We start from the raw sequence: 18,023 nt of genomic DNA, 5'->3' as shown, positions 1-18,023 counted from the left end.
GCCAATACCTTGTCGTGTCGCAGGAAAGCGGTGTACTGGGAATGGCAGAAGTCTCCGAAACGGTGTCGCCCTCCGCACGGAATCCGCGCGTTCGCGGGCGTTTCGACTGGCAGGGCCTGCGGGCGGATCTGCGCGGCGCGATACCGGACGCGTCGCTGGCGCTCATCGCCACCGGTCTCATCTACTGGCTGCTGTACGCGCGGGTGGCCAACGGCACGTCGGCGACGGTCACGATCATGCCGCACCTGGATGATCCCGGTGAGCTGTGGATGTACTGGATGTGCCAGGCGTTCGGCTGGTCCGGGCTGCTGTGGGCGTACCTCACCGTGGTCTTCGGGCTGCTGCGCTCCGGGCCGCGCCCGCGCCTGCGAGGGCTGCCGGTGACCCGGCTGGAGAAGTGGCACCGCACCACCAGCCTCACCACCATCGGGCTGATGTTCATGCACGCGGTGTTCTTCTTCGGCGACCAGCTGCGGGACAACCTGACCCGCTGGGGGGCCGGCCGGAGTCTGTGGACGGCGTTCGTGGATGTGTTCGTGCCGGGCGGGTACGCCACCGGCACCGGCCGGGTCGCCATCCTGCTGGGGCTGCTGGCCCTGTATCTGGCGATCCCGCTGAGCCTGGCGTTCTATCTGCGGCACCGCACCGGCAGCAGGATGTGGGTGGCGCTGCACCGGTTCGTGATCGTGGTGTACGTGCTCAGCGTGTGGCACACGCTGCTGTACGGCACCAACGTCTGGTTCGACGGCTCGTTCCGCACCCTGGTGTGGGCCCTCCAACTGCCGATCGCGGGACTGCTGCTCGCCCGGCTGATGGCCCCGGCCCGCCCCCGCGAGCGCCTGCGGCTGGGCGGCCGGCCGCTCCCGCTGACCGTACGGCTGGCCGGCCGCCTCGTGGTGATCGGCACCGCCCTGGGGCTGCTGGCCGTCATCGTGACCGGGGCCGACGGCGGCCGGGACCCCGACGACCTCGGCGGCTCCTCGCCCGGCGTCTGGCCCGAACGCTGGATCATCTGGGCCGGCCTGCTCGCCCTCACCCTGGCCCTGGTGGTGGTCGTCCTGCGGCTGCGCCCCGACACCCGGAGTGACACCGGCCGGCTGTCCCCACCCCGATAATGGGGAGGACCCAACCCCCCGCACCAGGGAGTCCAGAACCGGTATGGACGACCAGCACAAGGCGCCCCGGCGGGCCGCGGTGCTCGCCGCGGTCGCCGCCGGCGGCGTGATCGGGGCCTGTGCCCGCTACGGCGCCACCCTGATCTGGCCCACCGGCCCGGCCGCCTTTCCCTGGACGACGTTCTGGATCAATGTCACCGGCTGTGCCGCCATGGGCGTCCTCATGGTGCTGATCACCGAGCGCGCCACCGTCCATCCCCTGGTGCGGCCGTTCCTGGGCACCGGGGTGCTCGGCGGCTACACCACCTTCTCCACCGCCACCGTCGACACCCAGCGGCTCCTGGACGGCGGTCACCCCGGCAGCGGACTGCTCTATGCCGCGGCCACGCTCAGCGCCGCGCTGGCCGCGGTCTGGGCGGCGGCCGGGCTCACCCGGCTGCTGGTCCTGCCCCGTCCCCCGGCGGCGGAACGGGGTCAGGCGGCATGAACTGGCTGATGGTCATCGCCGGCGCGATCGTCGGGGCCCCGTTGCGCTATCTCGCCGACCGCGCCGTGCAGGCCCGCCACGACACCGTCTTCCCCTGGGGCACCTTCGGGGTCAACATCGCCGCCTGCGCCGGGCTCGGGTTCCTCACCGGGGCGGCCACGGCCACCACCGTCCCGCAGGCGCTCCAGCACCTCGTCGGACCCGGGCTGTGCGCGACGCTGAGCACCTACTCCACGTTCTCCTTCGAGACGCTGCGACTGGCCGAGACCGGGGCCCGGTTCTTCGCCGCGGTCAACGCGGTGGTCAGCGTCGTCGCCGGGCTCGGCACCGCCTACCTGGCCACCACGCTCGCCCACGCGTGCTGGGCCTGACGCGTACGTCACGCGCGTCACACCCGGGCGCCGGGATCCGGCCTTCTTCCGTTCGCATGCTTCTGCTTATTATTCGCAGGTGCATGAGTACCGCATCAGAACGGCCACCGCCGCCGACCTCGACGAGGCGCGCGGGGTGATGCTCGACACCGTGTACCGCGACTTCGGCACCGGGTACGTGCCGCCGTGGCACGCCGACATCATCGACCCGGAGTCGTTCTATCTGCTCCCGCCCCGGCACACCCTGCTGGTCGCGGTGGACGAGGCGGACGGGTCGGTGGCCGGCACCGCCGCGCTCGACGCGCGCGGCCCGGCGCACCCGCCCAACCCCCGCTGGCTGGCCGAGCGGTACCCCTCGGGCGAGACGGCCCAGCTGCGGCGGGTGTACGTACGCCCCCAGCACCGGCGGCGCGGGCTCGCCGGGTGGCTGGTGGCCGGGCTGCTGGACTTCGCGCGGGCCGACGGCGGTTACCGGTCGGTGTATCTGCACACCTATGCCCACTCCCCCGGGGCGCTGGGCCTGTGGCAGTCGCTGGGCAAGATCGTGTGCGACGAGCGGGACGGACGCGGCGCGAAGGGCGAGAGCGCGGGGCCGCCCGGCGCCGGCAGCGACGTCGTGCACTTCGAGATACCCCTGATCTGACCGTCAACCGGCCAGTCGGCCTAGGGAAGCCAGAACGAGGACCATGAGAACTCCCCGCCCGCGGCTGATAGCCGGGCTGCTGCTCGTCCCCCTGCTCGCCGGCTGCTTCGCCTCCTCCGGGGGCGGTTCCCCGGCCGCCGGCTCCGCGGGTACGGACGACGGCGGGCGGCTGCGCGTCGCGCTCGCCTTCCCGCCGGCCGAGAACTACTCCCCGTACGGGATGGACGCCTACGACCTGTCCCGGCTCGGGGTCGTCGAGGGGCTGACGGCGCTGGACGCCAACGGCACGGCCGTACCCGCGCTCGCCGCGTCGTGGAGCGGCGAGCAGGACGGCAGGAGCTGGCTCTTCACCCTGCGCGAGGCGACGTTCCAGGACGGCAGTGAGGTCACCGCGCAGGCCGTCGCCGCCGCCCTCGGCCACGCCGCGGCTGCCGAACCCGCCCCGTCCGCGCTCTCAGGGGTGCGGCTGACCGCCGAGGCGGTGGGCGACCGGCAGGTACGGGTGGGCACCGCCGAGCCCGATCCGGTGCTGCCGCTGCGGCTGTCCAATCCGAGCCTGGCGGTGTTCGCCCCCGCGGCGTACGGCGCGGACGGCACGGTGGATCCGGTCGGCACCGCCACCGGCCCCTTCGAACTCACCGGCATCACCGGGGACACGGCGGCCACCCTGGACCGTTTCGACGCCTACTGGGGCGGTCGCGCCCAGGCGGCCGGGATCGACGCGCGGTACATATCGGACGGCACCGCCCGGGCCAACGCCCTGCGCACCGGCGAGGTGGACATCGCCGAGGCGGTCCCGGTCGCGCAGGTCGCCGCACTGGACCCGGGCACCGTGCACGAGGTGAACACCGCCCGCAACACGAGTCTGTTCCTCAACACCCGGGGCGGGGTCTTCGAGGACCCGGGACTGCGGGCCGCCGCCCGCGAGGCGATCGACACCTCCGCCGTCGCCGAGGGCGTCTACGAGGGGTACGCGGAGCCGGCCCAGGGGCTGTACGGCCCCGCCCTGACCTGGCCGGCCGGCAAGCGCGGCGCCCCGGTCGGGCGGGCTTTGGCCACCGACCCCGGCGGCCGGAGCATCACGATCGCCACCTACAGCGACCGCCCCGAACTGCCGGAGGCCGCCCAGGTCGTCCAGCAGCAGCTGGAGCGCGCCGGGTTCACCGTACGCCTTGAGGTACGCACCTACGCGCGGCTGGAAAGCGACCTGCTGGCCGGGGAGTTCGACGCCGCCGTGGTCTCCCGCAATGTGATGCTGGACACCGGCGATCCGGTCACCGTCCTGGCCAGCGGCTACGCCTGCGACGGCAGCTTCAATCTGTCCGGCCTGTGCGACGAGCACATCGACGGCCTGATCGCCGCCGCCCGCGCCGAGTCCGACCCGGCCGCGCGGCAGGACGCCGCGATGCGGGCGGAGGCCGCGATCCTGGGCACCGACGCGGAGATCCCGCTGGTGCACCTGAAGGTCGTGGCCGGCATCGGTCCGGGGGTCACGGGCGCGGTCCTCGACCCGTACGAGCGGGTGATCGTCGGCACCGGAACCCGGCGCTGACGTCCATGACCGCAACCTTGCGGGGCCGCGCCCTGCTGTGGCGCACGGTGCTCCTGGCGGCGCTGATCGGCGCGATCGGCCTGCTGCCGTGGCTGTCCCGCACCGACCCCGCGCTGACCGTGCTCAAGGCCCGCGCCGCCGAACGCGCCCCGACCCCGGAGACGCTGCGCGCCATCCGGGACGAACTCGGCCTGGACGACGGCCCGCTCACCCTGCTCGGCAACTGGCTGAGCGGGCTGGCGCACGGCGACGCGGGCCGCTCGTGGGTGTCGGGCGGCGACGTACTGCCCGCCGTGACGCAGGCGCTGGGGGTGTCCCTGCTGCTGATGGCCGGGGCGCTGCTCGTCGCCCTGGCCACGGCCGCGGCGATCTGCGCCGGTCCGCTGCGGCACGGCGCCCGGCACCGGCCCGGCGGGCGGCGCGGCGGCGGCACCGGGGCGGCGATGCTGGCCGCGCTGCCCGAGTTCCTGGTCGCCTCCGTGCTGGCGTCCGTCATCGGCGTACAACTGGGGTGGCTGCCGGCGCTGGGCTGGTACGGCCCGCGGTGGATGGTGCTGCCCTCGCTCGCGCTGGGCCTGCCCGCCGGCGCGGTGCTCGGGCGGCTGCTGGCCGACCGGCTGCCCGCCGCGTTCGGCGAGGCGTGGCTGCCGGCCGCCGTCGCGCGCGGCATCCCGCCGGGTGCCGTGGCCCGGCACGCGCTGCGCCGCTGTGTGCCCGGGCTGCTGCCCAATCTGGGGCTGTTCGTGGTCGGCCTGACCGGCGGTGCGGTGGCCGTCGAGCAGATCTTCGACATCCCGGGGCTCGGCCGCCTCACGCTGCGGGCCGCCGTGGCCCAGGACCTGCCCGTACTCCAGACCGGGGCGCTCGCGCTGGTCCTGCTGGCGGCGGCGACCGGCGCGCTGGCCCGGTTCGGCGCGCGGCGGCTGATCGGTCCCGCGCTGCGCGACGGCGCGCTGCACTCCGCGTACCGGCCGGCCAGGACCGGGCCGCGTGTCGCACCGCTGTGGTACGGACTGGGGCTCGCCGCCGTCATCGGGCTCGGCCTGCCCCGCGACCCGCTCGCGCTGGACACCGGGGCCCGGCTGCGGGCGCCGTCCTGGGCGCAGCCGTTCGGCACCGACGCGCTCGGCCGGGATCTGCTGGCCCGGGTCGCGCACGGCGCGCTCAGTACGCTCGGCACCGCGCTGGCGGTGAGCGCCGTCGCGCTGCTGGCCGGGGTGCTGCTGGGGCTGCTGCCCCGGCTGTCGGAGCCGTTGGTGGACACGGTCAACGCCGTACCGCCGGTGCTGGCCGCGCTGCTGGTCACCGGCGTGCTGGGCGGCGGGCCGTGGACCCCCGCGCTGGCGGTGGCGGCCGTGGCGTGGACGCCGCTGGCCGCGCACACCGCCGCGCTGCTGCGGCAGGAGCGGGCGGCCCTGCATGTGACCGCGACCCGGGCGCTGGGCGCCGGGCCGCGCTATCTGCTGCGCCGGGTGCTGCTGCCGGCCGTGCTCCCGCCGGTGGTCCGGCACGCCCTGATCCGGCTGCCCGGCATCGCCCTGAGCCTGGCCGCGCTGGGCTTCCTCGGTCTTGGTGCCCAGCCGCCTTCGCCCGAGTGGGGGCTGCTGCTGGCGGAGAACCAGCCGTACGTCGAACGCGCCCCGTGGACGGTGCTGGCGCCGGCCGGCGTACTGGCGCTGCTCGGCGCGTTCGCGGTGACGGCGGCGGGCGGGGTGCGGCTGCCGTGGGCCGGTGCGCGGCGCCGCGCACCGGCCGAACCCGCCGCATCCGCCGCATCCGCCGCATCCGCCGTTCCGGCCGCGCCCGGGGTGCCGCGATGAGCGAGGTGTACGCGGGCACCGGCGCGAAGCCGGAACGCGAGCGTGAGCGGCTGTGGAGCCGGCTGCCGTCGCTGCTGCGGCTGCTGATCGGGACCCAGTTCGCCTTCAACATCGGCTTCTTCGCCGTGCTGCCGTTCCTCGCCGAGCATCTCGGCACGGCGATCGGGATGGCGGGCTGGCTGGTCGGGTTCGTCCTGGGGCTGCGGACCTTCAGCCAGCAGGGGCTCTTCATGGCCGGGGGCTGGCTGGTGGACCGGTACGGGGTCCGGCCGGTCGTCCTGGTGGGCTGCGCGCTGCGGATCGCCGGCTTCGGCTGGCTGGGGTTCGCGGCGGAGACCTGGTCGGTGATCGGCGCGGTACTGCTGATCGGCTTCGCCGCCGCGCTGTTCTCCCCGGCCGTGGAATCGGAGGTGGCCCGGCAGGCGGTGGTGTGGGAGGCGGAGGGGAACGGCCCGCGTACCCGCGTACTGGCCCTGTTCTCCGCGGCCGGACAGGCCGGTGCGTTCATCGGCCCGCTGCTCGGCGGTCTGCTGCTGGCCGTCGACTTCCGCACCGCCTGCCTGTGCGGGGCCGGGGTCTTCGTGGTCGTGCTCGCCGGGCACGCGCGGCTGATGCCGCAGCACATCCCCGGCCGGGAACGTACCCGGGAGCGGGGCGGAGTGGCCGTCCTGCTGCGCGACCGGCGCTTTCTCGCGCTGTGCTGCGCGTACGGCAGCTATCTGCTCGCCTACAACCAGCTGTATCTCGCGCTGCCGCAGGAGGTGGAACGGGCGGCGGGCTCGCAGGCGCCGCTGTCCTGGCTGTTCGCGCTGTCCTCGCTGCTGGTGGTGTTCGTCCAGCTGCCGGTCAGCCGCTGGGCGGGTGACCGGCTGGATCTGCGGCGTTCGATGGCCGCCGGGCTGCTGCTGGTGGCGGCCGGGTTCGCGGTCGTGGCGGCGGCGCGCCCGGCGGGGTGGACGGGCTGGACGGGGCTGCTGCCGGCCGCCGGGTTCGTGGTGCTGCTCACCGTCGGCCAGATGCTGATCGTGCCCGCGGCCCGCGCCTGGGTGCCCGACTTCGCGGCGGACGGGCGGCTGGGGCTGTACATGGGCGCGCTGTCGTCGGTGTCCGGGCTGCTGGTCCTGGTGGGCAGTTCGGCGACCGGCGCCCTGCTCCAGCTGGGGCTGCCGCCCGCCGTGCCGTGGCTGGTGCTGGCCGCCGTACCGGCGCTGGCGGTGGCGCTGCTGCCGGGCACGCCGCGCCGTCGCACGTAGCCCCGAACACGTCCGATCCGTTCAAGACTCCCCGTACCGGAACGCGGCATGCTGGGCCCATGATCATCGACCTTTCCGGCGCGGCGGCGTTTCTGGCCGCGCACGGGCGCGTACTTGACCGCCGCCGCTTCGAACTGCTGGCCGGGCGGGTGGGCCCGGCGGCGGTGCTGGCCGCCGTGGACGGCTACCGCAACCCGGACGGCGGATACGGCTGGGGGCTGGAACCGGATCTGCGCGCCCCCGAGAGCCAGCCGGGCGGCGCCCTGCACGCCTTCGAGGCGTTCGAGGACATCGCGCCCGTGACGACCCCGCGTGCCGTCGAGTTGTGCGACTGGCTCGGCTCGGTGACGCTGCCGGACGGTGGGCTGCCGTTCGCGCTGCCGGTCGCCGACGCCACGGCGTGCGCGCCGTTCTGGGCGCAGGCCGACCCGACGGTCTCCGCCTTGCAGAGCACCGCGTTCGCCGCCGGGGCGGCACACCGGGTCGCCGCGCACGATCCGGCCGTCGCCGGGCACCCGTGGCTGGCGCGGGCCACGAGGTACTGCCTGGACACCATCGCCGCCCTGGACGCCCGGCCGCACGCGATCGCGCTGTCGTTCGCCGTCCGCTTCCTGGACGCCGCGCACGAGCGCGTTCCGGAGGCGGCGGGCCTGCTGGCGCGGCTCGGGGCGTACGTACCGGACAGCGGCCTGCTCCCGGTCGAGGGCGGCAGCGAGGGCGAGACCCTGCGCGCGCTCGACTTCGCCCCGCTGCCGGGCAGCCCGGCGGGCGCGCTGCTGCGCCCCGGGGTGATCGAGGCCGAACTGGACCGGCTGGCCGAACAGCAGCAGCCGGACGGCGGCTGGCAGGTCGACTTCGCCGGCTTCTCCCCGGCCGCCACCCTGGAGTGGCGCGGCTACGCCACGGTGAAGGCCGTAGCGACCCTGCACCGGGCGGGCCGGCTGCCGCTCTGAGGCCGCCGTCCGGGGGCTTACGGTGGAGGGGTGCGGATCGTCTCCCTTCTTCCGTCGGCGACGGAAATCCTGTTCGCGGTCGGCGCCGGTGACGATGTCGTCGGTGTGACCTTCGAGTGTGACCATCCGCCACGGGCCCGGGAGCGGCGCGTGGTGTCCACCAGCGCGCTGCCGGAAGGGCTCCCGCCCGCGGAGATCGACCGGGTGGTGAGTGAACGGATGGCGGCCGGCGAGGACTTGTACCACCTGGACCGGGGTGCGCTGGCCGCCCTGGACGCCGATCTGGTGGTCACCCAGGATCTGTGCGCGGTGTGTGCCGTGGATGTCGCCACGGTGCACGACGCCCTGGAGTATCTGTCCTGCCGCGCCGAGGTGTTGACGGTGGATCCGCACACGCTGCCGCAGGTGCTGGAGTCGGTGCTCACGATCGGCGCCGCCACCGGCACCGGGGAGCGTGCCGGGCGGCTGGTCGCGGCGCTGACCGGCCGGCTGGCGGCGGTACGGGAGCGGGTGGCCGGCCGGCGGCGGGTGCCGGCGCTGGTGCTGGAGTGGACCGAGCCGCCGTTCGCGCCGGGGCACTGGGTCCCGGACATGGTGGAGGCGGCCGGCGGGACCTGTGTGCTGGGCGGTTCGGGGCAGCGTTCGTTCCGTACCGGCTGGGCGGAGGTGACCGGGGCGGGCGCCGAGGTGGTGGTGTGCGCGCCGTGCGGCTTCGGTCTGGAGGAGTCGGTACGGCTCGCCGAGCGGGTCGCGGACCGGCTGCCGGCGGGGCTGCCGCTGTGGGCGGTGGACGCCAACGCCTCATTCGCCCGCCCCGGCCCGCGACTGGTCGACGGGGTCGAGGCGCTGGCCGGCATCTTCCACCCGGGCACCGCCCCCGCACCGGACCCGGCCCTGGCCCGCCGGCTGGTCTGACCCCGCGGGGCAGCCCCTTCGGGTGACGCGGTGGGTGTGGTGACTCGACGGGGGTCCACCACACCGGCCCCTGGACCACTCCAGCGGAAGCTGGTCGGTGCGCGTTCCGCCGCCCCGGAGCGCGCCGGCTCGGCTGCCCGGACAGCCCGGCGCCGGTGTCTGGTGCCGGCCGGGGTGCGGCGGTGAGAATCGGCGGATGGACAGCATCACCAAGAACCGTCAGCCGCCCGCCGTGCTGCGGGCCATGGTTGAGCGGGCTTACGGTCCCGGGCAGGTCCCGCAGGTCTCGCAGGTCTCGCAGGTCCCGCAGGGCGCGGCGGAGACGGAGTGGGTGAGTGAGCTGGGCGACGGGTGGTTCAACGTCGCCTATCGGATCCGGCTGCGGGACGGGGCCGAGGTGGTCCTGAAGATCGCTCCGCCGCCCGGGGTGGAGGTGATGACCTACGAGCGCGGCGCGATGGGGATCGAGCTCGCGGCGCTGGAGCTCATCCGCAAGCACACCGGGGTGCCGGTCCCGGTGGTGGACTTCGCGGACCGCAGCCATGAGCTGTGCGACGCGGACTACTTCTTCATGCCGTTCGTCCACGCCGACGCGCTCGCCGCCGTCGCCGGCGAGCTGTCCGCCGCCGAGCGGGACGCGTACGGGGAACGGTTGGGCGCGGTCAACCGGGAGCTGAACAGCATCCGGGGCGCCGCCTTCGGTCCGCTGGCCGGTCCGGGGGATCCCAGCTGGCGGCGGGTGTTCACCGGCATGGTCGAGGATGTGCTGCGCGACGGGGAGCGGCGGAAGGTCGATCTCGGCTGGGACTACGACCTCGTGCGTACGGTGCTCGCCGAGCACGCCGGCGCGCTCGACGAGGTGACCGAGCCACGGCTGGTGGAGTGGGATCTGTGGCCGGGCAATGTCATGGTCCGCGACGGCGAGATCGTGTGTGTCATCGATCATGAGCGGGCGTTCTACGGCGATCCGCTGATCGAGGCGGGTTTCACCGGTACGCAGCTGGCCGCTTTCGGGGATTCCACGGCGTTCCTGCGCGGCTACGGGCGGCCCGGGCTGAGCGGCGGCGAGACCGTCCGCCGCCGGCTGTACTGCCTGCATCTGATGCTCGTCATGGTGATCGAGACCGTCTATCGCGGTCACCCCGACTCCCGCCAGTACGACTGGGCGCGGGAGCGGTTGACCGAGGTCATGGGCCTGTTCGGCCACACCCCGGGGTGAACGGCCACGACCAGGAGCGTACGATCGTACGCATGGACCAGGACTACTTCGCTGGGGACCCCCGCAGCAACTACGAACGCATGCTGGCGGGCGACCTCTACATCGCCGACGACCCCGAGATCGCCCACCGGCATCAGCGCGCCGTGCGGCTCGCCGCCCGCTACCAGGCCGCCTACGTCGAGGATGTCGAAGCCGCCCGGCCGGTGCTGGAGGAGCTGATCGGCTCACTCGGCGCCGAGGCGCATGTGACCCCGCCGCTGCACGTCGACTACGGCAGCAACATCACGATCGGGGCGCGTACCTTCGTCAACTTCAATCTGACCGCGCTCGATGTGGCCGCGATCACCATCGGCGAGGACTGCCAGCTCGGGCCGAACGTCCAACTGCTCACCCCCACCCACCCGCTGGAGCCGCAGCCCCGCCGCGACAAGCTGGAGGCCGCCCGCCCGATCACCATCGGCGACAACGTGTGGCTGGGCGGCGGCGTCATCGTGCTGCCCGGGGTGACCATCGGCGACAACTCCGTCATCGGGGCCGGCGCGGTCGTGACCAAGGACATCCCCGCCAACGTGGTCGCGGTCGGCAACCCCGCCCGCCCCGTGCGGGATCTGTGAGCCCGCCACCGCCATGGCCACCGGACACATCGACCCGCGGCGGCGCGAACGCATCATCGCGGCGACCCTGGACCTCATCGCCGAAGAGGGCATCGCCCGCGTCTCGCACCGGCGGATCGCCGCCCGCGCGGGCGTTCCGCTGGGCTCGATGACGTACCACTTCAGCGGCATCGAGCAACTGCTGCGGGAGGCGTTCGGGCACTTCACCGAGCACATGGTCGCGCGGTTCGACGCCCATCTCGCCGCCCCGGCCGACCGCGAGCAGGCACGGGCGGCGGTGGCCGATCTGGTGCACGCCCTGTCCGACGACAGCCAGCGCGACCTCGTACTAACCCAGGAGCTGTACACCCTGGCCGCGCGGGAGCCCGGCTACCGGGAGCTGACCCAGGCGTGGATGCGCGGCAGCCGGGTTCATCTGGAGAAGCACTTCGACCCGGCCACCGCCCGCCAGCTCGACGCGCTCATCGAGGGGCTGACGCTGCACCGTGCGCTGGCGCGGGAGCCGCACGACCGCGCGCTGACCGTCGAGGCCATCGCCCGGATCACCGGCGCCGGGTGAAGGCGGACGGGGCCGCATCTCGGCGCTACGCGACGGGGCCGCCGGTGAGTACGGTCGCGAAGAAGTCCAGGGAGCGGTCGACTTCGGGCAAGGACGGGGCGCGGTTGAGATGCCCGTGGAGCATGCCCGCCGCCGGCTGGGTGCGGGTGGGGACGGCGGACTCGGTCAGCTGCCGGGCGAGCAGTTCGCCGGAGGGCCGCAGGTCGTCGTACTCGGACAGCACGATGCCGGTCGGCGGCAGGCCGGTGAGGTCGGCCGCACCGGGCAGTGCGGGAGCGGGCAGTGCGGTGAGCCGGCCCACGTAGGTACGCACCATGTTCTCGATCGACTCGGTGGTGAAGCGCAGGATGGACGGCAGTTCGCGCATCCGCGCCGCGGTCGCGTCGTCCAGCGCCGGGGTCGGGAAGTGCGCGAACGGGTACGCGAGCAGCAGCGCGGCGGGAAGCGGCTCGCCCCGGTCGCGGAGGCGGATCGCGGTGGACAGGGCGAGGGCGGCGCCCGCGCTGGCGCCGCCGAGGGCCGGCCGGCCGGTGTACGTTGGCCGGCCGGCGCGGCCACCGGCCCCGGTCAGCCACTGCCAGGCGGCGTACGCGTCGTCGACCGGGACGGGGTAGCGGACGCCGTCCGCCGCGAGCCGGTAGCCGACGGAGACCACCAGCGCCCCGGCGCGGGCGGCGAGTTCGGCGGAGACCAGGTGGGCCTCGGGCATGTCGAGGTCACCGGCGGAGAATCCGCCGCCGTGCAGCCACAGCAGCGCGGGGCCCGCGGGCCGGTGGCGGGGCCCGTAGACGCGGACCGGGACGGGCCCGTGCGGGCCGGGGACGGTGCGGTCCTCGGTGCCGACGGTCTCGGGTATGTGCCACGGGACCGGGTCGCGGAAGAACTCCTCGAAGCGCCGTGTCACCTCCGGGTCCGCCTCCTGGTCCGACCGGCTGAGGCCGTCGAGCAGGTGCAGTTTCCCGGCGAGGAAGGGATCGAGTGGCACCGTCGCTCCTTGTGTCCCTGGGCGGTCCGCGGACCCGGCCGCCGCGACCGGCACGACGATGCCAGACGTGCCCCGGCCGTGGCTACGGAAGTTCGCCGCCGGCCTGCCCGCGTACGGCGGTGGCGGTCAGCTCCCGTACCCGGGCGGCGGGCACCGGGACGCCGGGGGTGCTCAGCAGCCAGCCGAACGTCTCTTCGCGGCCGAGGCCCTCCGGCGGGCGGCCCGGGGAGTACGGCTCCACATAGACGGGCGTGCCCGGTTCGCTGCGCCAGCTGTCCGCCAGGGTGCCGATGTCCACCGCGTCGAAGCCGAGGGTGTCCAGCAGGGCGGCCACCTCGGTCTTGGCGGCCGGGTCGTCTCCCGCGATGGGCAGGGCGCTGCGGTCGGCGGCGCCGGCCGGGCGGGCGGCGTTGCGGAGGTTGAAGAAGGCGATGTTGTTGAACGCCTTGACGACGCGCGAGTCGGGCAGCCGGCGCTGGACCAGGGCGCTGGAGGTCAGTTCGTCGCGGTCCAGCGCGGCGATCCGGCTGTCGCGCTCCGGGTAGTAGTTCATGGTGTCGAGCACGGTTTTGCCCGCCAGTTCGGTGGCGGAGAGCCGCTCGTAGGCGTGGAGCGGGATGGTCGCCACCACCAGGTCGCCGGCGCGGGCGGCCTCGGCGGGGGTGGCGGCGCGGGCGTGGGCGCCGAGTTCGGTGATCAGGGGTTCGAGGGTCCGCGGGTCGCGGGAGTTGCTGAGGACGACGTCCAGGCCGGCGGCGACGGCGAGCCGGGCGAGGTTGCCGCCGATCATGCCGGCGCCGATGAGTCCGAGTGTGGTGGTCATGGGGCGGGTCTCCCGTGGCTGGGTGTGCGGATCTCATGCCACGTTAACCTACAGCTGTACGAAAACCTACAGGTGTAGGGAGCGGGTAGACTGGCAGCCATGGCCAGCACCTCACCCGACCGACGCGTACGGCGTACGCAGAGCGCGCTGCGCGGCGCGCTGCTCCAACTGGTCGAGGAGCGTGAGCCCGCGCAGCTCTCGGTGGCGGATGTCGCCGGCCGGGCCGGGGTGAGCCGCTCCACCTTCTACGACCACTACCGGGACGTGCACGAGCTGGCCGAGGCGGCCTGCACCGCGATGATCGACGAGCTGATCGGCTCACTGCCGGAGCTGCGCGCGGCGGCGGCGCCGCCGCAGGATCCGACCGAGTCGCTGCGGGCCTTCTTCGGCAATCTCGCCGCGCACGCCGGGCTGTACCGCAGCCTGCTGGGGCCGCAGGGCAGCGCACGGGTGATCGACCATGTACGGGGCCGGCTCGCCGTCGCCGTACACACCGCAGGGCGGGAGTGCGGGCCGGACGCGCACCCGCCGCAGTCCATCCCGCACGATGTGGGCGCCGCGTTCACCGCCGGGGCGCTGCTGGGAGTGGCCGCCGACTGGCTTCAGCGCGGCTGCCCGCGCACCCCGGCCGAGATGGCCGCCGAGACCTGGCCACTGATCACCGCCCGCTACGGGATGACGGCAGGCCCGGGGTGCGCCGCGCCGTAACCTCCGGTGCCCGGCCGCTCCTTACCCGCGATCCGCCGCCCCGGCGCGGCGGCGGGTGAGGGCGCCGATGATGGCGTCGGTGAGCAGGAAGGCCACCAGGGAGATGCCCAGCAGCGGCACGAACCAGCCCACGAGGGCGATCACCGCGACCAGCGGGACGCCGATCGCGGGCGGCACGGCGCGCCAGGCGCCGCGCGGCAGGGGGCGGCCGAACGCCGTGTCCCGGCCGCGCAGCCACCACATGCGGTAGCCCCACAGGATCAGGAAGATGAGGGAGAGGGCGAGCGCGGCCAGCAGGATCTGGTTGGCCAGTCCGAAGAGAATCCCGGTGTGCAGGTCGATGCCCCAGCGCGACAGCTTGGCCAGCACCGGGAAGTCGGCGAACCGCAGCACGTCGGTGACCGCTCCGGTGGCCGGGTCGATGGCGACGGCGTCCTGCTTCTCCGGCCAGCTGCGCTGGATCTGCCGTACGACGTAGGCGGATTCGGCGTCGGCGGGCGGCAGGATCTCCACCGGGTTGGACAGGCCCTCGGCGCGTGCCGCGCTCAACACCGTGTCCAGGTCCACGCCGCCGGGGGTGGCCCCGTCGCCGCCGTGGTCGTGCTCGTGCTCGTGCTGCTGGTGCTCGGCGTGGTCGCCGCCGCCCGCCGCCCCGGCGTTGACCGCCGGGGTCTGCTGGCCGAGGGCGGTGCGCAGTTCCGTGATGTTCTCGCCCGCGTAGGTGGACCAGGTCAGGCCGGTCGCGGACAGGAAGATCAGCCCGACCGCCACCCAGGCCCCGATCGTGCCGTGCAGCCCGAGCGCCCGGCGCCGGCCGGTGGTGCCGCGTACGGTGCGCCGGGCGCGGCGGCGGGTGAACCACAGCACCAGTCCGGCGCCGGCGATCAACCACAGCCAGCTGGCGGCCAGTTCGCCGTACAGCCGCCCCGGTTCGCCCAGGTGCAGATCGCGGTGGAGTTCGTCGATCCAGGTGCGCAGGGGCAGGGCGCCGGTGGAGCCGTACTGTTCGAGGGCGCCGCGTATCTCGCCGGTGTACGGGTCGACGAACACGGCCAGGGTGTGGCCGTCGGCGACCCCGGCCACCCCGGAGAGCAGGACCCGGGTGGTGGCGCCGGACTCCGGGGAGGGGCGTACCGCGCTCAGTTCGCCCGCGGGGTGCGCGGCGCGGGCGGCGGCTATTTGCTCGGTGATGGGCAGTTCGGTGTCCCCTGCGGGCACCCGCAGTTGGTCGGCGTAGACGATCTTCTCGGCCTGGAAGGAGCCGGCGTACAGCAGCCCGGAGACGGCGGCCACCAGGAGGAAGGGGGCGATGAACACGCCCGCGTAGAAGTGCAGTCGCAGCACCAGCGGGCGCAGGGCCGACCAGGTCTGGGGTTCGGCGGACATCCAAGGCTCCTCGGTGCGCGGGGGACAGTGAAGCAGTCGGGTGCCGGTGGCGCGGAGTTCCGGGCGGCCGGTGTGACGCGCGGCACATCTGGGGCGTATCCGCGCTGCGTAGGTGCGGCGTACGTGCGGGATTGACCGCACGGCGCGGGCCGTCATACTGCTGATCGGCTGACGTTTACGTAAACATCTCGATGGAGAGGTGGGCGCATGCGGCGGATGGCGGGCGTACTGATCGGAGTGGTGGCGTTGCTGGCAGGGGTGTTCACCGGGCCGGCCGGTGGTGCGGCGCGCGCGGAGTACGCGGGCTACCTGTTCGTCTACTTCACCGGCGAGGGCAGCGCCGACGGTGAGCAGATCCGGCTGGCGCTCAGCCGGGGGAACGACCCGCTGCACTGGCGCGAGCTGAACGGCGGCCGGCCCGTCCTCACCTCGACGCTCGGTGAGCGCGGGGTGCGCGATCCGTTCATCATCCGGGACCCGAGCGGCGACCGGTTCTATCTCATCGCGACCGATCTGCGGATCTACGGCAACGGCGACTGGGACCGCGCGCAGCGGCACGGCAGCCTGGACATCATGGTGTGGGAGTCGGCCGACCTGGTGAACTGGTCGGCGCAGCGCGCGGTGCGGGTGGCCCACGGCACGGCCGGCAACACCTGGGCGCCCGAGGCGTACTGGGACGCGGGGCGCGGCGAGTTCGTGGTGTTCTGGGCGTCGAAGCTGTACGCGGCCGACGACCCCGGGCACACCGGCGACACCCACCACCGGATGCTGTACGCGACGACGAAGGACTTCGTGAGCTTCGGCGAGCCGCAGGTGTGGAGCGATCCGGGGCACTCGGTGATCGACTCCACCGTCATCGAGCACGCCGGCACGTACTACCGCTTCACCAAGGACGAGCGGGACGCGAGCGCCGCCAACCCGTGCGGCAAGTTCATCGTGGCGGAGCGGTCCCGGGATCTGCGCGCCACCTCGTGGGAGTTCGTCGCCGAGTGCATCGGCAGCGCGGCGATCTCGCGGGGTGAGGGGCCCACGGTGGTCAAGTCCAACACCGAGGAGAAGTGGTATCTGTTCATCGACGAGTTCGGCGGGCGCGGCTATGTCCCCTTCGAGACCACCGATCTGGCGTCGGGGCGGTGGACGGTCTCCCGCGACTATCAGCTGCCGGCCTCGCCGCGTCATGGGACGGTGCTGCCGGTGACCCAGGCGGAGTACGACCGGCTGGCGGCGCGCGGCTGAGGCGGCGCCGGCTGCGCGCCCCTCAGATCGCCTTGCCGGGGTTGAGGATGCCCGCCGGGTCGAGGGCGTCCTTGATCCGGCGCTGCACGGCGAGCGCGGCGGCGCCGTGTTCGCCGGCCAGCCAGGGCCGCTTGAGCAGCCCGATGCCGTGCTCGCCGGAGACGGTGCCGCCGAGGTCGAGGGCCAGCCGGAAGATGTCGGCGACCGCGCGCCCGGCGGCCGGGCCGTCCACCACCAGGGGGTGCAGATTGCTGTCCCCGGCGTGCGCGAGGGTGAAGACCGGCACCCCCGTACGGGCGGAGATGGCGGCGATGCCCGCCACCGCCCGGGCCAGCCGGGAGCGGGGTACGGCGATGTCCTCGATGAGCACCCGGCCCAGGCGTTCGACGGCCGGCAGTGCCTGGCGGCGGGCGGCGATGAGCCGTTGGGCGGTCCGCGGGTCGTCGGTGACCTCGGTGCGGGCGGCACGCTCGCCGGTGGTACGGCGCACCACCCGTTCCAGCTCCCGGATCTCGGCGCCGGCGGCGAAGCCGTCGGTCTGGGCGAGGACGAACGCCGCGCCCCGGGAGCGGTAGTGGGTGCCGTGCGCGGCGTCGATGGCCGCGAGGGTGGCCCCGTCCAGCAGTTCGAGGGTGCTCGGGCGCAGTCCGGCGTCGATGACGGCGGCGCAGGCCGCTGCCGCGTCCGTGACCGAGTCGAAGAACGCGGCGAGGGTCCCGGTGGCGGGCGGCACCGGCAGCAGCCGCACGGTGGCGGCGACGACGACCGCCAAGGTGCCCTCGGAGCCGACGATGAGGGAGGTGAGGTCGTATCCGCTGACCCCCTTGACGGTCTCCCGGCCGGTGCGCAGCCGGGTGCCGTCGGCGAGCACCACGTCGAGGCCGAGGACGGCGTCCCGGGTGACGCCGTACTTCACGCAGCGCAGACCGCCCGCGTTGGTGGCGATGTTGCCGCCGATGGTGGAGATGGCGAGGCTGGCCGGGTCGGGGGCGTAGCGCAGGCCGTGGGCGCGGGCGGCGCGGTCGAGGTCGGCGGTGATGACGCCGGGCTGGACGACGGCGAGGCCGTCGTGCGGCCGGATGTCGAGGATGGCGTTCAGCCCTGACAGGTCCAGGACCAGGGTGCCCTCCCCCGCCGTGGCCCCGCCGGCCAGCCCGGTGCCGGCGCCGCGCGGGACCACCGGGGTGCGGTGCCGGTGGGCCCAGGCGAGCGCGGCGGCCACGTCCTGGGCCGAGGCCGCCCGTACCACGGCGAACGGCAGCCCGTTGGGGACGGCGCCCGAGCGGTCGGTGGCGGCGCGCCGCAGCTGGTCGGGGGCGTCGGTCACGGTGCCCGGGGTGAGGGCGCCGAGCAGCGCGGCCATGGCGGCGGGGGACGGTGTCAC

Annotated in this window: 17 protein-coding genes and 1 pseudogene; 14 read left to right on the top strand and 4 right to left on the bottom strand. The window is 74.3% G+C overall.

The window, feature by feature from the left end; all coding sequences use genetic code 11:
- Window positions 1-41 precede the first annotated feature (41 nt).
- The 12 genes from AC5WRL_RS01135 (at window position 42) to AC5WRL_RS01080 (ending at window position 11,501) form a co-directional block, all read left to right on the top strand.
- Complete coding sequence (locus tag AC5WRL_RS01135; protein ID WP_496086307.1) at window positions 42-1,115, top strand: ferric reductase-like transmembrane domain-containing protein; 1,074 nt, start codon at window positions 42-44, stop codon at window positions 1,113-1,115.
- Window positions 1,116-1,158: 43 nt separating this feature from the next.
- Complete coding sequence (locus AC5WRL_RS01130) at window positions 1,159-1,602, top strand: fluoride efflux transporter FluC (RefSeq protein ID WP_496086306.1); 444 nt, start codon at window positions 1,159-1,161, stop codon at window positions 1,600-1,602.
- On the top strand, window positions 1,599-1,973 hold the full coding sequence (locus tag AC5WRL_RS01125) for a fluoride efflux transporter FluC (RefSeq protein ID WP_496086305.1): 375 nt from the start codon (window positions 1,599-1,601) through the stop codon (window positions 1,971-1,973). The genes AC5WRL_RS01130 and AC5WRL_RS01125 overlap by 4 nt, the downstream gene beginning before the upstream one ends.
- A gap of 79 nt (window positions 1,974-2,052) precedes the next feature.
- On the top strand, window positions 2,053-2,616 hold the full coding sequence (locus AC5WRL_RS01120; RefSeq protein ID WP_496086304.1) for a GNAT family N-acetyltransferase: 564 nt from the start codon (window positions 2,053-2,055) through the stop codon (window positions 2,614-2,616).
- A gap of 43 nt (window positions 2,617-2,659) precedes the next feature.
- Window positions 2,660-4,168, top strand: a complete 1,509-nt coding sequence (locus AC5WRL_RS01115) for an ABC transporter substrate-binding protein (RefSeq protein ID WP_496086303.1) — start codon at window positions 2,660-2,662, stop codon at window positions 4,166-4,168.
- A gap of 5 nt (window positions 4,169-4,173) precedes the next feature.
- The gene (locus tag AC5WRL_RS01110; protein ID WP_496086302.1) at window positions 4,174-5,988 is read left to right on the top strand and encodes an ABC transporter permease subunit; all 1,815 of its coding nucleotides are present in this window, start codon (window positions 4,174-4,176) and stop codon (window positions 5,986-5,988) included.
- Window positions 5,985-7,241 (top strand): MDR family MFS transporter, encoded by a 1,257-nt coding sequence (locus AC5WRL_RS01105; RefSeq protein ID WP_496086301.1) that lies wholly within the window; start codon window positions 5,985-5,987, stop codon window positions 7,239-7,241. Before AC5WRL_RS01110 ends, AC5WRL_RS01105 begins: the two co-directional genes overlap by 4 nt.
- 59 nt (window positions 7,242-7,300) lie before the next feature.
- Window positions 7,301-8,194 (top strand): hypothetical protein, encoded by an 894-nt coding sequence (locus AC5WRL_RS01100; protein ID WP_496086300.1) that lies wholly within the window; start codon window positions 7,301-7,303, stop codon window positions 8,192-8,194.
- A gap of 30 nt (window positions 8,195-8,224) precedes the next feature.
- Complete coding sequence (locus AC5WRL_RS01095; protein ID WP_496086299.1) at window positions 8,225-9,109, top strand: ABC transporter substrate-binding protein; 885 nt, start codon at window positions 8,225-8,227, stop codon at window positions 9,107-9,109.
- Between the two features lie 196 nt (window positions 9,110-9,305).
- Window positions 9,306-10,328: a phosphotransferase family protein gene (locus tag AC5WRL_RS01090; RefSeq protein ID WP_496086298.1), complete on the top strand. Its 1,023-nt coding sequence runs from the start codon at window positions 9,306-9,308 to the stop codon at window positions 10,326-10,328.
- Window positions 10,329-10,360: 32 nt separating this feature from the next.
- Window positions 10,361-10,942 carry a sugar O-acetyltransferase gene (locus tag AC5WRL_RS01085; RefSeq protein WP_496086297.1) on the top strand — a complete coding sequence of 194 codons (582 nt, stop codon included), beginning with the start codon at window positions 10,361-10,363 and terminating at the stop codon, window positions 10,940-10,942.
- A gap of 13 nt (window positions 10,943-10,955) precedes the next feature.
- Window positions 10,956-11,501, top strand: coding sequence for a TetR/AcrR family transcriptional regulator (locus AC5WRL_RS01080; RefSeq protein WP_496086296.1), 546 nt, complete (start codon window positions 10,956-10,958; stop codon window positions 11,499-11,501).
- A 25-nt stretch (window positions 11,502-11,526) separates the two neighbouring features.
- On the opposite strand, the gene AC5WRL_RS01075 is transcribed toward AC5WRL_RS01080, so the two are convergent.
- Window positions 11,527-12,486: an alpha/beta hydrolase fold domain-containing protein gene (locus AC5WRL_RS01075; protein WP_496086295.1), complete on the bottom strand. Its 960-nt coding sequence runs from the start codon at window positions 12,484-12,486 to the stop codon at window positions 11,527-11,529.
- 82 nt (window positions 12,487-12,568) lie between these two features.
- A complete protein-coding gene (locus tag AC5WRL_RS01070) occupies window positions 12,569-13,309 on the bottom strand; it encodes an NADPH-dependent F420 reductase (RefSeq protein WP_496086294.1) in 741 nt (246 codons plus the stop codon).
- A gap of 99 nt (window positions 13,310-13,408) precedes the next feature.
- On the opposite strand from AC5WRL_RS01070, the gene AC5WRL_RS01065 reads away from it, so the two are divergent.
- Window positions 13,409-14,017, top strand: coding sequence for a TetR/AcrR family transcriptional regulator (locus tag AC5WRL_RS01065; RefSeq protein ID WP_496086293.1), 609 nt, complete (start codon window positions 13,409-13,411; stop codon window positions 14,015-14,017).
- A 21-nt stretch (window positions 14,018-14,038) separates the two neighbouring features.
- Here AC5WRL_RS01065 and AC5WRL_RS01060 read toward each other — a convergent pair whose 3' ends face one another.
- The gene (locus tag AC5WRL_RS01060; protein WP_496086292.1) at window positions 14,039-15,403 is read right to left on the bottom strand and encodes a PepSY-associated TM helix domain-containing protein; all 1,365 of its coding nucleotides are present in this window, start codon (window positions 15,401-15,403) and stop codon (window positions 14,039-14,041) included.
- A 207-nt stretch (window positions 15,404-15,610) separates the two neighbouring features.
- Between AC5WRL_RS01060 and AC5WRL_RS01055 the strand changes: the two are divergent.
- Window positions 15,611-16,630: pseudogene (locus tag AC5WRL_RS01055) on the top strand (glycoside hydrolase family 43 protein); the annotation flags it as partial.
- A gap of 31 nt (window positions 16,631-16,661) precedes the next feature.
- Here AC5WRL_RS01055 and AC5WRL_RS01050 read toward each other — a convergent pair.
- The gene (locus AC5WRL_RS01050) at window positions 16,662-18,023 is read right to left on the bottom strand and encodes an FAD-binding oxidoreductase (protein ID WP_496086291.1); all 1,362 of its coding nucleotides are present in this window, start codon (window positions 18,021-18,023) and stop codon (window positions 16,662-16,664) included.

This window comes from Streptomyces sp. NTD107 (assembly GCF_059510435.1).
The sequence above is the reverse complement of the archived record's forward strand: the minus strand, read 5'-3'. Positions and strand labels throughout refer to the sequence as shown.

What these genes read in the sequence shown, in the direction of transcription:
- AC5WRL_RS01100 (WP_496086300.1), top strand. Translation starts at nt 7,301, where the DNA reads ATGATCATCGACCTTTCCGGCGCGGCGGCGTTTCTGGCCGCGCACGGG.
- AC5WRL_RS01085 (WP_496086297.1), top strand. Translation starts at nt 10,361, where the DNA reads ATGGACCAGGACTACTTCGCTGGGGACCCCCGCAGCAACTACGAACGC.
- AC5WRL_RS01065 (WP_496086293.1), top strand. Translation starts at nt 13,409, where the DNA reads ATGGCCAGCACCTCACCCGACCGACGCGTACGGCGTACGCAGAGCGCG.
- AC5WRL_RS01090 (WP_496086298.1), top strand. Translation starts at nt 9,306, where the DNA reads ATGGACAGCATCACCAAGAACCGTCAGCCGCCCGCCGTGCTGCGGGCC.
- AC5WRL_RS01110 (WP_496086302.1), top strand. Translation starts at nt 4,174, where the DNA reads ATGACCGCAACCTTGCGGGGCCGCGCCCTGCTGTGGCGCACGGTGCTC.
- AC5WRL_RS01070 (WP_496086294.1), bottom strand. Translation starts at nt 13,309, where the DNA reads ATGACCACCACACTCGGACTCATCGGCGCCGGCATGATCGGCGGCAAC.
- AC5WRL_RS01105 (WP_496086301.1), top strand. Translation starts at nt 5,985, where the DNA reads ATGAGCGAGGTGTACGCGGGCACCGGCGCGAAGCCGGAACGCGAGCGT.
- AC5WRL_RS01080 (WP_496086296.1), top strand. Translation starts at nt 10,956, where the DNA reads ATGGCCACCGGACACATCGACCCGCGGCGGCGCGAACGCATCATCGCG.
- AC5WRL_RS01135 (WP_496086307.1), top strand. Translation starts at nt 42, where the DNA reads ATGGCAGAAGTCTCCGAAACGGTGTCGCCCTCCGCACGGAATCCGCGC.
- AC5WRL_RS01115 (WP_496086303.1), top strand. Translation starts at nt 2,660, where the DNA reads ATGAGAACTCCCCGCCCGCGGCTGATAGCCGGGCTGCTGCTCGTCCCC.
- AC5WRL_RS01130 (WP_496086306.1), top strand. Translation starts at nt 1,159, where the DNA reads ATGGACGACCAGCACAAGGCGCCCCGGCGGGCCGCGGTGCTCGCCGCG.
- AC5WRL_RS01060 (WP_496086292.1), bottom strand. Translation starts at nt 15,403, where the DNA reads ATGTCCGCCGAACCCCAGACCTGGTCGGCCCTGCGCCCGCTGGTGCTG.
- AC5WRL_RS01125 (WP_496086305.1), top strand. Translation starts at nt 1,599, where the DNA reads ATGAACTGGCTGATGGTCATCGCCGGCGCGATCGTCGGGGCCCCGTTG.